This is a genomic window from Halosolutus amylolyticus (genome assembly GCF_023566055.1).
Taxonomy (GTDB): Archaea; Halobacteriota; Halobacteria; order Halobacteriales; family Natrialbaceae; genus Halosolutus; species Halosolutus amylolyticus.
The window spans coordinates 715,327-729,848 of the sequence record NZ_JALIQP010000002.1; the positions used below are offsets into that span (position 1 = coordinate 715,327).

General features: G+C 67.0%; 15 protein-coding genes. 6 read left to right on the top strand and 9 right to left on the bottom strand.

The features are described from left to right. Positions 1–38: 38 nt before the first annotated feature. Positions 39–821, bottom strand: a complete 783-nt coding sequence (locus MUN73_RS09955; RefSeq protein WP_250140311.1) for an ABC transporter permease — start codon at positions 819–821, stop codon at positions 39–41. Beyond that, positions 818–1,759, bottom strand: a complete 942-nt coding sequence (locus MUN73_RS09960; protein ID WP_250140312.1) for an ABC transporter ATP-binding protein — start codon at positions 1,757–1,759, stop codon at positions 818–820. Before MUN73_RS09960 ends, MUN73_RS09955 begins: the two co-directional genes overlap by 4 nt. Positions 1,760–2,209: 450 nt before the next feature. On the opposite strand from MUN73_RS09960, the gene MUN73_RS09965 reads away from it, so the two are divergent. Then, positions 2,210–2,572: a DUF7344 domain-containing protein gene (locus tag MUN73_RS09965; protein WP_250140313.1), complete on the top strand. Its 363-nt coding sequence runs from the start codon at positions 2,210–2,212 to the stop codon at positions 2,570–2,572. Positions 2,573–2,675: 103 nt separating this feature from the next. On the opposite strand, the gene MUN73_RS09970 is transcribed toward MUN73_RS09965, so the two are convergent. After that, positions 2,676–3,377, bottom strand: coding sequence for a DUF1405 domain-containing protein (locus MUN73_RS09970; RefSeq protein ID WP_250140314.1), 702 nt, complete (start codon positions 3,375–3,377; stop codon positions 2,676–2,678). A gap of 266 nt (positions 3,378–3,643) precedes the next feature. Between MUN73_RS09970 and pdxS the strand changes: the two genes are divergently transcribed. Further along, positions 3,644–4,552, top strand: a complete 909-nt coding sequence (gene pdxS, locus MUN73_RS09975; RefSeq protein WP_250140315.1) for a pyridoxal 5'-phosphate synthase lyase subunit PdxS — start codon at positions 3,644–3,646, stop codon at positions 4,550–4,552. A 140-nt stretch (positions 4,553–4,692) separates the two neighbouring features. After that, positions 4,693–5,466, top strand: coding sequence for a hypothetical protein (locus MUN73_RS09980; RefSeq protein ID WP_250140316.1), 774 nt, complete (start codon positions 4,693–4,695; stop codon positions 5,464–5,466). A gap of 80 nt (positions 5,467–5,546) precedes the next feature. Here the strand turns inward: MUN73_RS09980 and MUN73_RS09985 are convergent, their stop codons facing one another. The 4 genes from MUN73_RS09985 to MUN73_RS10000 form a co-directional block, all read right to left on the bottom strand. Next, the gene (locus MUN73_RS09985) at positions 5,547–7,064 is read right to left on the bottom strand and encodes a DUF7289 family protein (protein WP_425492723.1); all 1,518 of its coding nucleotides are present in this window, start codon (positions 7,062–7,064) and stop codon (positions 5,547–5,549) included. A 178-nt stretch (positions 7,065–7,242) separates the two neighbouring features. Beyond that, positions 7,243–7,800 carry a hypothetical protein gene (locus tag MUN73_RS09990; protein ID WP_250140318.1) on the bottom strand — a complete coding sequence of 186 codons (558 nt, stop codon included), beginning with the start codon at positions 7,798–7,800 and terminating at the stop codon, positions 7,243–7,245. Between the two features lie 91 nt (positions 7,801–7,891). After that, positions 7,892–8,224: a hypothetical protein gene (locus MUN73_RS09995; protein ID WP_250140319.1), complete on the bottom strand. Its 333-nt coding sequence runs from the start codon at positions 8,222–8,224 to the stop codon at positions 7,892–7,894. Next, positions 8,224–9,105, bottom strand: coding sequence for a homoserine kinase (locus tag MUN73_RS10000; protein WP_250140320.1), 882 nt, complete (start codon positions 9,103–9,105; stop codon positions 8,224–8,226). Before MUN73_RS10000 ends, MUN73_RS09995 begins: the two co-directional genes overlap by 1 nt. Positions 9,106–9,219: 114 nt before the next feature. On the opposite strand from MUN73_RS10000, the gene MUN73_RS10005 reads away from it, so the two are divergent. Both MUN73_RS10005 and MUN73_RS10010 read left to right on the top strand, forming a co-directional pair. Continuing rightward, a complete protein-coding gene (locus tag MUN73_RS10005; protein ID WP_250140321.1) occupies positions 9,220–10,566 on the top strand; it encodes an FAD-dependent oxidoreductase in 1,347 nt (448 codons plus the stop codon). After that, a complete protein-coding gene (locus tag MUN73_RS10010) occupies positions 10,505–10,789 on the top strand; it encodes a hypothetical protein (RefSeq protein WP_250140322.1) in 285 nt (94 codons plus the stop codon). Before MUN73_RS10005 ends, MUN73_RS10010 begins: the two co-directional genes overlap by 62 nt. A gap of 14 nt (positions 10,790–10,803) precedes the next feature. On the opposite strand, the gene MUN73_RS10015 is transcribed toward MUN73_RS10010, so the two are convergent. Both MUN73_RS10015 and MUN73_RS10020 read right to left on the bottom strand, forming a co-directional pair. Next, positions 10,804–12,081, bottom strand: coding sequence for an MFS transporter (locus tag MUN73_RS10015; protein ID WP_250140323.1), 1,278 nt, complete (start codon positions 12,079–12,081; stop codon positions 10,804–10,806). A gap of 225 nt (positions 12,082–12,306) precedes the next feature. After that, positions 12,307–12,912, bottom strand: coding sequence for a DUF6149 family protein (locus MUN73_RS10020; RefSeq protein ID WP_250140324.1), 606 nt, complete (start codon positions 12,910–12,912; stop codon positions 12,307–12,309). Between the two features lie 266 nt (positions 12,913–13,178). On the opposite strand from MUN73_RS10020, the gene MUN73_RS10025 reads away from it, so the two are divergent. Next, positions 13,179–14,417, top strand: a complete 1,239-nt coding sequence (locus MUN73_RS10025) for an NAD(P)/FAD-dependent oxidoreductase (RefSeq protein ID WP_250140325.1) — start codon at positions 13,179–13,181, stop codon at positions 14,415–14,417. Positions 14,418–14,522 lie beyond the last annotated feature (105 nt).

Consider the following 14,522-nt stretch of genomic DNA (forward strand, 5'->3'; position numbering starts at 1 on the left):
GTGGGTCGCCCGCGCCAACGTGTGCGTCGTGACGCACGTCAGATGTCCCTCCGTGTGAAGACGAGGAGCGCCAGCCCCAGCAACACGAGAAAGACCGCGAGGAGGATCCCGGCGTCGAGGAACGCGTACTCCTCGTGGACGAGGATCGCCGTCGGATCGTAGTACCGACTCGGCGTGAGGTCGCCGACCCACTCGAAATCGGGGTTCATGGTCGAGAGGCCGTCGACCAGCCAGAGGACGAACACCAGCCCCAGTGCGGTGGCCTGGGCGGTTTCGACGCGATCGACGAGGACGGAGAGGACGATACCGATGCCGGCACAGACCAGCAGGTAGGGGACGCCGAGCAGGTGCACCATCGCGAGCGCGACGGGGTCTAACGACTCGCCGAGGACGGTCACGCCGACGAGGAGTACGGCCAGCAGGCCGACGGTCACCGCGACCAGGGGAACCCACAGGGCGGCCACCTTCTGGAGGACGACCGACTCGCGAGAGACCGGAGTGGAGAGGACGAGATCCATCTTCCGATCGCGGACGTCCCCCGCGATCATGCCGGCGCTGACGTACGCGACGTAGATCCCGGTGATGAGTATCCAGACGAACGAGAAGACGTAGCCGCCGACGAACCCCTCGATCGTGTGCAGTTCTTCGATCCCCAGGAGTTCGAGGAGGTACGCCGGGTACACTTCCTCGATCAACGCCGCTTCCTCCCGGACGCTCGGGAACACGACGAGAAAGAACGCCGAGAGCATCGCGAGGAGTCCGGACAGGGTGAGCGAACCCCGGAGCAGTTTGGCGGACTCGACGCGCAGAATCGCCGTCATTCTGCCCCCGAGGTGGCGTCGTCCCCGTAGTAGTGCTTGAAGATATCGTCGAGTTGCGGATCGCCGATGTCGACGTCGTCGATGTCGAACTGGACGATGTGTTCCAGTAACGCGGCTGGATCGCCGGTGTAGGTGAATCGAACCGTCCTGTCGACGATCTCGAGGTCGATCATCTCCGCCGTTGCGAACCGCTCCCTGGCGATCGGCTCCGATAGCTGGACCCGCACGTCCTTGCCGCCCTGTTCGAGCAAAACGTCGATGTCCTCCAGGGCGACCAGTTCCCCCGCGCGGATGATCCCGACGCGGTCACAGACGCGCTGGACTTCGCTGAGGACGTGCGACGAGAAGAAGATCGTCTTTCCGGCGTCGCGTTCCGACTCGAGGAACGCGTGCATCCGGTCCTGCTTGAGCGGGTCCAGGCCGGCGGTCGGTTCGTCCAGGATGGCGAGGTCCGGATCGTGCATGAACGCCTGGACGATGCCGAGCATCCGCCGGTTCCCAGAGGAGTACGTCTCGATCCGCTTCTCGAGCGGCGGATCGAACAGGTCCAGGAGTTCGTCCCGTCGGTCGTCCCCCCGCATCCGCGCGAAGTAGTCGAGCGCCTGGCGACCGGTCAGTCGCTCCTCGAATCCGAGTTCGTCCGGCAGATACCCGACGTTGGCTTTCACCGCGGTGAGCGCCCGTCGATCGCGAACGTCCGCACCGAGCACTTCCGCAGTGCCCGACGTCGGCCTGATGAGTCCGAGCAACAGCCGAATCGTCGTCGTCTTGCCCGCCCCGTTCGGGCCGAGGTAGCCGAATATTTCGCCGGGTTCGACGCTGAATCTGATGTCGTCGTTGGCGGTGACGTCGCCGTAGTGCTTGGTGAGACCGTCCAGCCTGATCGTCGCCGCGTCGAGGTCGGCTTCGGGTTCGATCGCTTCGGTCCGGGTGCGCACGAGTCATCACCTCCGGGAGAAGCGCGCGTGTGGGAACGCGAGGGCTAACACACCCTACTCGACAGTTCGATCGGACATAAAATACTGGTCACGGTAACCGATACTATCCGGACGAGACGACTGTTCGAGTCGTCGGCAACGCCGACGTCCCGCTGTCCGTCTCGGCCCGTTGCAGTCCGGAATCTCGCAGTCCGCATCCGGCAGTGGCGAGTCGACCGGCGACTGCTGTCTCGTGAAGCGTCCGCCCGCATCCGCGCGAAGTAATAGTCGATTACTGCAACTGTTTTGTTGTAGTCCAGTTGAGACCAGATACGTCCGAGAGACAGACACAGTATCCTATATTTAACGGAAGATTGATGTCTGAGATGGATAATCCACCAGTGTGCTCTGCTGAAGTCGCCGTGAGACGACGGGACGCCCCGAGCCGTGTAAGCCGAGTACAGAGCACCCATGACGACAGAAATCACCCGCGTAACCCCCTCGAACGGTGCCGCAACGCTCCCCGTGAACACGGTGTTCGAGTTACTGCTCGACGAACAGCGCCGGGCCGCGCTGTACTACCTGTCCCAGAACGTGGGGGCAGTGTCGATCGACGACGTGACCGCACAACTCGCCCACCGGGAGGGCGATCCGACACGCGAGCGACGCGACGCGATCGCGACCGCGTTCTACCACACGCACCTGCCGAGACTGATCGATACGGGCGTCGTCCGGTACGATCGAGAGGGTGGAACGATCGAGCGACGCGCGGCCGCGGCGGCTCTCGATCCGTACCTCGAACTCGCACACCGTGACGTGTGCCGGCCCAGTTGACTCCATCCGGATCTTCCCACGACGCTCGTTCGATCGGGCGGGCGCCGACGGCCAGTGCAGACGAGAGCCACTGATCGCGATCCGGGAGCCGCGGTATCCACGTTCAACCGCTCTCGTCCTGCAGTCTGGCCGCCTCACACTTTTTGACCCGGGTGGCGAGCGCGAGAAAGAGCGCCAGGAGCGTAAACGTCACCTCGCCCGCGGCCGCGGCACCCAGCGCGTCGGCGCCGAGAAACGTCGGCGTGTCCCGCGGAACCGGGAGAATCGTGTGGTGTGGCTCGCCGACGATCGGGACGAAGTAGTCGACGAGCAGGTTGCTCGTGTACCAGGCGAGCGCGACGGCGACCCCCCAGACGGGGAAGTCCGAGATCCGGTGGAGCACGTAGGCCTGGACGACCATCGCGAGGTGGCTCCAGAAGAGGAACTGGTACATCAGCGGGTGGGTCTGTGCGGCGTAGATATCCGAGAAGACCAGCAGCGTGTAGGGCGTCCACAGCCCGAGGATGACGTTTCCGAAGAAGGCGAGTGCCGTGAGCCACGGCTGTTCGTGGCCGAGTTTCCACGCTGCGATCGCCAGCGCGACGAGCAGAGTCGCCATCGGGCTGTCGGGGACCCACGGCCACATCACGGGCGCCGTCGTCGCGAACTGGCCCGAGTAGTACCAGAAGCCGAAGGCCGTCCCCGCCAGGTTGATCGCGACGATCAGCCACGCGAACCGGAGCCCCAGATCCTCGATCGTCTTCGGTAGGGGGGCGAGATAGCTCGGCAACGGGTCGCGATCGGGGATCCCGGTCGACGTGGACATCGTACTCGTCCAGCGCGACGAACGGCAGGTGCAAAACGATAGCGATTCCCGGGAGCCGTCGCACGGTTCGCGGTGACGGGCTGGTAATCGAGACCGGACGGATCCCCCGACGGGCCAGGATCGATAGCGGCCTCCTATAGTAGCCACTGAAAGTCAACGCACACCTGATCGCAGGGCGGCTTTGTGATCAGTGTGTACATCGTTTCAGTGGCTACTATATGTCCCCAAAGGACACGCGTAAGTGCGGTGGCTCCTAACGCCTCGCCATGGCGGAAGACACCGATCTGGAGGAATTGCGACGCGGGACCGATCTCGTCAAGCGCGGGTTCGCCCGAATGCAGAAAGGCGGCGTCATCATGGACGTCGTCGACAAAGAACAGGCCCGCATCGCGGAGGACGCGGGCGCCGTCGCGGTCATGGCTCTGGAGGCCGTCCCGGCGGACATCCGCAAGCGCGGCGGCGTCGCCCGGATGGCCGACCCCGCCGACGTCGAGGAAATCGTCGAGGAGGTCTCGATCCCGGTGATGGGCAAGGCCCGCATCGGTCACACGAAGGAAGCCCAGATCTTAGAGGCCGTCGGCGTCGACATGATCGACGAGTCGGAGGTTCTCACCCCCGCCGACGACGCCTACCACATCGACAAGCGGGAGTTCACGGCCCCGTTCGTCTGCGGCGCTCGCGACCTCGGCGAAGCCCTCCGCCGGATCAACGAGGGCGCGGCGATGATCCGCACCAAGGGCGAGGCGGGAACGGGCGACGTCAACCAGGCCGTCCACCACCAGCGGACGATCAAGGGAGCGATCCGCGAACTGGCGGGCATGAGCCACGAGGAACGGGAGGCCTACGCCCGCGAGATCGAGGCCCCCGCGGAACTGGTCCACGAGACCGCCGAGATGGGACGGCTTCCCGTCGTCAACTTCGCCGCCGGCGGCATCGCGACGCCCGCCGACGCCGCGCTCATGATGCACCACGAGTGCGACGGCATCTTCGTCGGCAGCGGCATCTTCGGCGCGGAGAACCCGCCGGAGATGGCCGAGGCGATCGTCGAGGCCACCACCAACTGGGACGACCCCGAGACGCTCGCCGAGATCTCGAAGAACCTCGGCAAGGGGATGAAAGGCGACGCGAATGCCGACCTCCCCGACGAGGAGAAACTGCAGGGTCGCGGCGTCTGATCGATCGGTCGATCGATCCGAAATCGTCCGCGATGGCTGTTGCCGCGGACCGGATGGCTGTTGTTGCGAACCGTAACGTGCTGCGTTCCCGATAGATCGGCAAGCACTGCCGTTTTCTCGCTATCCAGCCTCCGGACCGTATGGAACCAGCATCGACCAGCCTCGAGCACCTCCTCGATCGACTCGTAACCGGAACCGAGCGGTTGCTCCGGACGATCGCAACCGACGCATCCGACGAGACGGTGGCGTCGACGGCGACGGAACTGTGGGAGGTCGTCGACGAAGTCGAGGACCTCCTCGGAACGATCGACTTCGAGCGGCTGCCCGACGCCGTCGAGGCGTCGGTGCTCCCGGAACTCCTGAATCTCGACGAACTCCCGGACGCGATCCGGGAGAAAGATCCGGATGTGATGCTGGACCTCAGCACGATCCGGCAGGTCGTCACGCTGCGGGAACTCTGGAACACCGTCGATCTCGTCGAGTTCGGGAAGGAGGCACGACAGCTCAGGACCGAACTCGAGGACGTCGTCGATCTCGGCGCCCTCGAGACCGGCGGCGACTCCGAGGCGGCGACCGAGATCGAGACGTTCGTCGAGGAGGAGAAAGGCAACGCGACGAACGCGGCGATCCAGCAGGAGGCAAAAAAGGCGGCGAAGAAGGCTCGAAAGGGCGTCATCGACGGACACTCGACGTTCGAGGACCTGTACGGGTCGTCCCAACGCGGCACCGGCTACGCCGGCCGGAAACCGGTCTCGAAGAACCCGACGGCGGTCTCGTCCGTTCCGTACGGCCCGCTCCCGGCCAGCGTCTCGACGAGAGTGTCGACCGTGCCGGCGAACGTTCGACACGCCAGAGTCGACGCACTCCCGCGGATATACGGCCGTCGCTGGCGGACCGGTGCTCCCCGCCGGTAGTGCTGGTGGGCCGGAGCACTGGATCGCAGCCGACGGAACGCCGACTTCGATACCGGCGGCGACGGCGACGCAACCGCGGCTCAGTCGTCGATCGAGAGTTCGTACGCGGTCGCGTCGAGATACCGGAGGTGCGGCCCGGGACCGGGGGTCGTGTCGACGCCGGCGATCCGATCGTCGTACCGGACCACGCCGGGTCGGATATTGTCGATCTCGACCCGCTGGGCGACGATACTCCCGTCGATCGTCGGATTCCCCTGGACGGAGACGGTCGAATCCGGTGCGTAGACGAGCGCCGCGATCGTCGGGTTGCCGTTCGCAGTCGTCACGGATCCGTCGGCGGAGAACAGCAGGCGCGTCCGGGACGGGTCGGACTCGTTCCCGATCACGGCATTGCCGCGCGCCGAGAGATCGCCGTCGACGTAGATCGTCAGGTCGTTCTCGCCCTCGACGCGCAGATCCTCCTGGTAGTTCGGATCACCGATCGAGTCGCGAACGACGATCTCGACGGCTCCCGCGGACGTATCGATCGTGTGGCCGTCGTCTATCGTATCGACGCAGTAGCGGCCGGGTTCGGTCACCTCCTCGGGGAGAGACTCGAATCCCTCGTCGGCACAGCGGTCGACCATCGCGTCGACGGCGTCGTCGACCGACGGGGCGTCGTACCCCGTGTCGTGCACCGTCCCGTCGACTCGATCGTCGTCGACGGCGGCAGTTCGCACGTCGCCCTCGATCGGCGGTGCGTCTCGATGGACGTCGATCTCGTGGGCGACGACGGCGCTCTCGATCGAGCGGATCGTCGTCGGCTCGGTCAGTTCGATCCGCAGGCGACCTGGCTGTCCCTCCGAACACCGTTCGACGACGCTCCCCGGGACCGCCGCCTCGAGGTCCCGCTCCCAGCCCTCGCAGTACGCGCTCTCGATCTCGATCCGGACGTCGGCCGAGGCGTGGAACCGGTCGCCGTCGCGGTCGGGACGGTCGATCGTCGTCGGGGAACTCGATCGAGTCACCGCAACGTCGGAGGACCGGCCATGGACGCCGTCCCCGGTCACGTGAACGACGGGAACCGAGAGCGTTCCATCCCGGTACTCGACGCCGGGCGAGGAGAGCGAGACGACGTCGTCGCCCTCGCGCCGCCACAGTCCGCCGCCCTGGGCGGCGATCTCGGTCTCGCCGTCGACGTACGCGATCGTGCCGAGCGAGGCGTCGTACAGCACCTCCTCGGAGTCGGTGACGTGCGTGATTCGCACCCGGCCGTCGTCGGGTCTCGTCTCGACCGACCCGTGATCGAACGGCCCGAGCGTGACGGTCGTCGATCGCTGGCCGGTTATCGCGGCCGTCTTCGCGGCGTGGGTGAACTCGAGCATCGATCCCTCGGCGCGTTCGGTTTCGGCCGTCGTTTCCCGAGCGTCGAGTGCGGTCGACCCGAGCATGACGATCCCGACGCTCGCGACCGCGACGAGTCCCACGAGGAGAACCAGCCCGAGAACGTGGGCCTGGCCCCGACTCCCGGTTCCGGACCTCGATCCGGTCGAACTGCGTCCCTCGCTTCCGTCGGTTCGACGATCTCCAGATCGACCGTCGGGAAACACCCGCCCCATTTCGTTCGGGGTTCGTGACTGTCAGTAATCGTTATAGAACGGGTTACGAGCGGTACGGACCGCGTACCCCCGTGCTAGGAAGAGTCTACCGCACAGCGTGGCCGGGCCTCGAGTCGGATCGATTTCGCGATCGAGGAGACGGGTCCGCCCGCCGCGAAGACGCGGTCTGGATCGATCGTCACTCGCGGCCCGGACTCGCGTTCGAGTCGCGACCGTCCGAGCCCACGGTTCGGACGATCGCCCGCGTAACCAGGTCGGCGATCGGATCCAGGCTCCGGCGGAGTCGGCGAGCGATCAGCACGATGGGGACGAGGCTGGCGACCAGGAACCCGGCGTGATAGACCCAGGCAGCGACGAGATCGGCGATCACGGGCTCGAATGCGGGCTGGAAACCGCGGTACGCGACGAGGACGGCGACGAACGCGGTGAGGTACTTCGCACTCGCGCCCGCGTCCGCGACGACGCGATCGGGTCCGTCGAGACAGTCCCGGACGAGGCGATCGATCGACGGGGCTGCCGCGAGGAGACCGGCGGCGACGAGGTAGGTCGCTCCGGCGAGCAGGACGGCGTCGACGGCTACCGGGAGCACGGACAGGAATCGATCGAGGCCCGGAAGGAGCGCCGTCAGGCCGAGCAGGAGCAATCCGGCGACGACGATCAACGCGATCCTGACGACGGGATAGACGTGTTCTTCCTCGACAGTCGACACCAGTGACAGCGAATCGTCGGTCGTCATAGGCACCCGGCGGTATTCCATCCCCCATTATAAGCTTCGTGTCGGTTGAACCGTTCGCGGTCGCGAACGATCACGAACGGTGGAAAACGGTTCACCACTGCCGCCGGGCGACGACCAGCCCGAGAACGATCAGGTACGCGATCAGCGTCCCGATCCCCGCCGAAAGCACGCGAGACGGGGCGAAGAGAGCACCGCCGATCGCCAGCAGGAGTGCACCGACGAGCGACGCGGTCTGGACCGATCGCCGTTCCCACACGCGGCGAACGGCGTCGGTGCGGCGGAACGCGACCAGTTCGAACGCGACGGTGCCGGCAGCACCGAGAAGCAGAAACCGGATCGAGTAGTCGGCGTCGGCGACGACGAAAGCGCCGAGGAACGCGGCGAGTGCGAGCACGGCGAGCCCGGCGTCCGTCCGGATCCCCATCAGTCGCGATACAGTCGCGCCCCGTCGCTGACGGCCGTCTGGTACGCCCGACTCTCGATACCGGCGTCGTCGAAGGCGTCGATCATCGTCCCGGCGACGGCCTGCCGATCGTCCGCGTGACAGACTGCGAGCACGCCCGGCCCGGCCCCGCTGACGGTGACGCCGGTCGCGCCGGCCTCGAGTGCCGCCTCGGAGACGGCGTCGAAGCCGTCGATCAGTGCGGCGCGTTCGGGGGTGACGATTTCGCTACCCATCCCGCGGCCGACGAGTTCGGGGTCGTCGCGGGCCATCCCGACGGTCAGAGTGGCGGCGTTCCCGACGGTCTCGACGACGTCGGTCATCGACGCAGTTTCGGGAACGATTCCGCGCGCGTCGCGCGTCGAGACGGTGATTTCGGGGAGACAGACGACGACGGGGATCGACGCGTCGACCTGCGTGACGCCGTCGTCGGTGACGATCGTGAACCCACCCAACAACGACGGGGCGACGTTGTCCGCGTGGGCGACCCCCGAGACGAGGGCTTCGCCTTCGGCGGCGACGGGGACGAGTTCCTCCCGGGAGAGACCTCGATCGTAGAGCGCGTTCAGCGCGACGGCGGCCCCGGCCGCGCTCGCGGCCGACGACCCCAGTCCCGAGGAGGGGCGGACGCCCTTGTCGATCTCGATGTGGGCCGGCGCGTCGAGGGCGTCCGCGACGGCACCGACGGTGTTCTGGTCCGGGTCCTCGGGGATGTACTGGCTCCCGGCACCCGTGACCGTAATCTCCGTCTCGGGCGCGCGTTCGACGCGAATGACGTCCGCGGGCGTCCCGAGCGCGACGCCGAAGACGTCGAAGCCACTCCCGAGGTTCGCGCTCGTCGCCGGTGCCCGCACGGATAGCATGCCGATTTCTTCCGAGACGGCAGGCAAAAAGGTAGCGGACGACGCCCGCCCGACATCCGCAACTGCAAAGAGCGACCACCGCCGTCGTCGAGGCATGATCGCCGTCGTCGAGGCATGATCGCCGTCGTCGGTGGCACCTGCTCCGGACTCGCGGCCGCCGCCCGTCTCGCCGAGCGTGGCCACGACGTTCGCGTGGTCGACGCGAGCGACGAGATCGGCGGCCTCGCGCGGACGGCGGTGACGAACGGCGACCCGATCGAGACCGTCCCCGTCTCGCTGTCCCGCCCGGAGGACGACCGGGCCTGCGACCTGCTCGCCGACCTGGGGCTGGACGCCGGCCTCGAGTGGCACCCGACCCGGTCCGGGCGGTACGTCGACGGGACCGTCCACCCGATCGACGCGCCGTGGGAGTTTCTCGCCCTGCCGGACCTCTCGTTCGGCGACACCGCGCGGCTGGCGGCACTGACGAGCGGCGTCGACGGAAGCGGCCTCCCGCGATCGCTCCCGGAACGCGGCGCGTACGACGACCACGCCGCGTTCGCCGGCGTCCCGGCCCGGGAGTTTCTCCACACGCACGCGTCGAGTCGCGTCTACGATCGGTTCGTCGAACCCGTCCTCGCGGCGCGGTTCGGGTCCCACGCGCCCGACGTCAGCGCCGCGTGGGTTCTCGATCACCTCCGGGCCGACCGGGAGACGACCCGCTTCGGCCGGCCGATTCGTGGCTACCTCGCGGGCAGTGCCGCCCGACTCGTCGACGCGCTCGTCGAGACGATCGGTCCCGAGAGAATCCACACGAACGCACGCGTTACCGAGGTCGCCGTCGGTGACGCGGTCGAGTCGATCACCGTCGATCGGGCCGGCGAGTCGGGGACGGAGACGTGGGCCGTCGACGCGGTCGTGATCGCCACGGGGCCGGCCCCACTGGCTGAACTCACGGGACACGGCTGTTCGCTCCCGATGCAAACGCGGACCTGCGTCCGCGTCGCGACGACGACCGCGCTGACCGACCTGTACCGGGTGACGATGGACGCGGACGCGCCGTTCGACGAACTCGTCGCGCACACAGCGCTGGTCCCCGCCGACCGGTACGACGGCCACCACCAGTACTATCTCCTCGACGGCGGCACTGCGGCCGCCCGCGACCGGTCGACGGGAGCGATCGAGCGCCGGTGGATCGAGGCGCTGGCGGAGCGGTTCGCGGCGTTCGACCCGAACGACCTCCGGACGGTCGAGACGGCCCGGTTCCGCCAGCCGGTCTACGAGGCGAGCTATCGAACGTCGCTCGTCCCCATCGATCTCGCCGACGACGTGGCTGATGGCGTCTACTACGCCGGAATCGCGAGCGCGCCCCACTATCCGGAGCGACGGCTGGGCGGGGCGATCGACGCCGGAGTGGCGTGTGCCGATCGACTCGACGGGCGCGATCGCGATCGGCGAGCCAGACGGCAGATGCGTCTCTGACGGCGGAGTCACCCACCGCGAGAACGGCCGCTGGCAGGTACAGCGTCGGATATCCGTACTCGTCGTCCGTGAGGCGTTCACCGGCCGCAAACACGTCACCGGAGGTGCCGGCTTCGGCGTCGTCGGCGACGCCCTCCTCGTCCTCGTTCGTGGACCCCGGTTCGTCCGTCGCCGCCTCCGATTCGTCGGACGCGCCACTGGTTTCACTCGCGGATTCGGCTGAGCCACCCCTGCCGTTCAGTCGTCGACGTCGGGCCGTTTCTCCGGCGCGCGTCCGGTCACGAGATACCGATCGAGTCCGACGACCAACCCGAGCGAGAGGAGGCCGCCGGCGACCGCGAACCCGGCGATCAACAGGAAAAACGCCGACAGCGGGAAGCCGCCGAGGACGAAGCCGCCGATCGCGATGCTCGCCGAGCCGAGACCGAACTCGCCGAGATACGTGTAGCCGTAGGAGAGGCCGCGACTGTCCGGTGGCGTGTAGACCGCGACGGCGTTCTGGTAGAACGGCTGGATCGCGAAGAGGAAGAACCCGAAGACGCCACAGAGGACGACGATCGCCCCCAGTCCGAGTCCCGTAACCGGGACGAACGCGACGGCGAGGACCGCGAGAACGCCGAAGATCGCCGCCATTCCGCGGGCGGGTGCGACGCGGTTCGTCAACTTGCCGCCGGCGTACTGGCCGGCCATCCCGACGACCAGCAGGCCGACGTAAATGTAGTCGGCGGGTTCGATCCCCTCGAGACTCGCCGGCAGGTCGAGCGCGTCCATCGCCGGGAGGCCGTGGAGGATCTCGGGCAGATAGGTGAGCATCCCCCGGTAGTACAGCCCTTCGAAGGCGACGACGACGAAGACGATCGCGAAGGCGCTCGCGAACAGCGCGCGGGAGTCGCCGACCAGGTCGGACAGGGAGAGCGCCTCGTCGGGGCCGGCGTCGGCGTCGTCGTCGACCGCTGCGGCGGGATCGAACTCCGCGGTGAGTCCGTAGAGGACGGCGACGAGGCCGGGGAGCGCGAGCAGGGCGGCGACGAGTTGCCACTCGAGGACGATGAGCAGGGTCGCGGCGGCGAACGGGCCGAGCGCGATGCCGGCGTTGCCGGCGATGCCGTGCCAGGCGAAGACGGTCCCGCGGTCCTCGACGCCGGTGCTGATCAGCGCGAGGCCCGCCGGATGGTAGATGCTGGCGGCGATCCCCCACAGGAGGAGTCCGGCGGCGATCGCGTAGATCGACGTCCCGATCGAGAGCACCAGAAAGGCGAGGCTCATTCCGGCGAGACAGGCGAGGATGAGCCGTTTCGTCCCGAACCGATCGGCGAGGATGCCCCCGGGAAGCGCCCCGAGGCCGAACGGCGCGTAACCCAGCGCGACGACGAGGCCGAACAGCGCGACGCCGACGTCGAACTCGGCGAGCCAGACGACGAGGAAGATCGGAATCGACGTCTCGAACCAGTGAACCAGCGCGTGACCGGCCATCGTAAAGCCGGCGATCGATCGATCGTTCGGGTTCAGTGCCATGCTCGGTGGATGGTGAGACCGCGAGGGGCCGCATACTTAGCCCTCTCGAAACGACCGCGTTCCGGAGCGGGGTGACGCGTTCGCAGTGACGGTTCGAACCGATCGAGTGCTGGCGAGCGAATCGATCCGCAACCCGGAGCCGCGCGGACGGACTGCTGTGTGTCAGTTCCAGCGCAACCGCGACCCATCTGCGGTTGCACCGGGACGTCGGTACAGCAATCCGTATCAGTCGTCTTCGGTCGCGTCGTTGGGTTCACCGTCCACGCCGACGGCCCGCGTGACGTCGACGTCGTCGGGTTCCTCCTGCCCGCCGACGACGAGATCGCCGTCCGCGGTCTCGACGTAAACGTCGTCCGCGAACCCGCCCTCGGCGTACGGATGTTCGGGTTCCTCGAGTTTCTCCGGGGTCGAGGGGGCGTCGGGGAGTCCCTCCGGCGGCGCGAACTGGCCGAGCGGGTCGTCGATCGTGATCCCCCACGTCTCGAAGAAGTCCCGGTAGCGATCGTAGTGATCGTCGAGTTCGTCGGCGGGGAACTCCATCATCTCGGTCCAGCCGTGGTTGTAGAAGTCGAAGTTGGCCTGGACGTGGGTGATCTCCCGGGCCTCGGCTTCGGAGTAGCCGTCCTGGAGCGCCCGGAGGTAGGTGTCCATCGTCGCGTCGAAGAAGGCGTCGAGGCGATCGGTGCGCTCGTCGGCGTGATCGGGGTCGGCCTTCTTCGTGAACACCGACGTGTGAAGGCGGACCAGCCCCGACCTGGTGACCGATCGAACGCCCGGGATCTCGAGGGCCTTCCGCGAGGCGAAGTGACGCGCGTTCTGGCGAATCTTCATGGACGCGTCTAGGGAGTCGTCCCTCAAGAACGGTTCGGAGGGGGCGAACGACGCTGCATCCAGGCCGATCGGGGACTCACGGAGCCACGGGATCGATCGCGGCCGATCGAACGAGCGGTCGGAACACCCGTCATATATCGGGATCGAAGTTTCGATCGTGAGCGTGAATGCGCTCGCCGGCGGACGATCGTTGTCGCAGTTCAGGGAGACTGGCAAAATGAACGAGATAGCAACCCACTTTAACCCGCATTACGAACGGACACGGTATGACCCAGTACGTGATCATCGGTGACGGGATCTCGGGCAGTTCGGCCGCCGAGACCCTCCGGGAAGAAGACCCGGAGTCGTCGATTACCGTCATCACCGATGAGGGGGAAGCTCTGTACAACCGGATTCTCATCAAGGAGCACGCGAAAGGAAAGCTCCCGGAGGCCCCCATCTCGATCCACGACGAGGAGTGGTACGAGGAACGCGACATCGACCTCTCGCTCAACACCCACGTGACGAGCGTCGACACGGAGTCGAAGACCGTGCAGACGCACGAGGGTGCGGAGATCCCCTACGACAAACTGCTGATCGCGACCGGCGGGACGCCGACCCAGCTCCCGGTCGACAACAGCGACGCCGAGGGGATCCACCACTTCTGGACGTTCCAGGACGCGCGGAAGATCCGCGAGAGTGCCGAGGCGGCCGACGAGGCGGTCATCGTCGGCGCCGGCCTGCTCGGGATCGACTTCGCCGCCGTCTGTGGCTCCCAGGACGTCGAGGGCAAGTATCTCATGCGCGGCGATCGCTGGTGGCGGTACGCGCTCTCGGGAGAGGGCGCCGAGATCATGCACGAGGGCATGCGCGAGAAGGGCGTCGAACCCGTCTTCGACAGCGGCGTCGACCACTTCGAGACCGACGACGACGGCCACGTCACCGCCGCCGTCGACCCGAACGGCGATCGCTACGAGTGTGACTTCGCCGGCGTCGCGATCGGGCTGACGTTCAACACGGAGTACCTCCGCGGAGCCGGTATCGAACAGGACAACGGGATTCTCGTCGACGAGTACATGCAGACCAGCGTCGACGACGTCTACGCCGCCGGTGACATCACCCGCTTCTACGACGTCCTGCTCGGCGAACAGGCCCAGAACGGGTCGTGGGGCTCCGCGAAAGAACAGGGCCGGGTCGCCGCCGTCAACATGGCCGCGGACGACGAGGCCGAGGAGTTCGAGTGGGTTTCCTCGTACTCGATCACGCACTTCGACTTCCCGTTCCTCTCCTTTGGCCACCCGACGCTGGGCGACGAGTACGCCGAGCGCAAGTACAGCGACACCGAGTGGCGTCGCATCGCGTTCAAGGACGGCAAGGTCGTCGGTGGCGTTCTCATCGGCGACCTCGCTCCCCAGAGCAAACTCAAGCAACTGATGCGCGAACAGCGTGTCGTCGCCGACCAGAAGGAGGTCCTGCTCTCCGAAACCGTCGACCTGGACGAACTCGCCCCGCCTCAGGAACAGTAACGCTCGCCGCCCGTTCTCGACGAAACCGTTCGTCTCGGTTGCGAATTTCGGATCCGACGAGACGCTCGACACGACTAGGGATGACCTCAGCCCGCCGGACCCCGT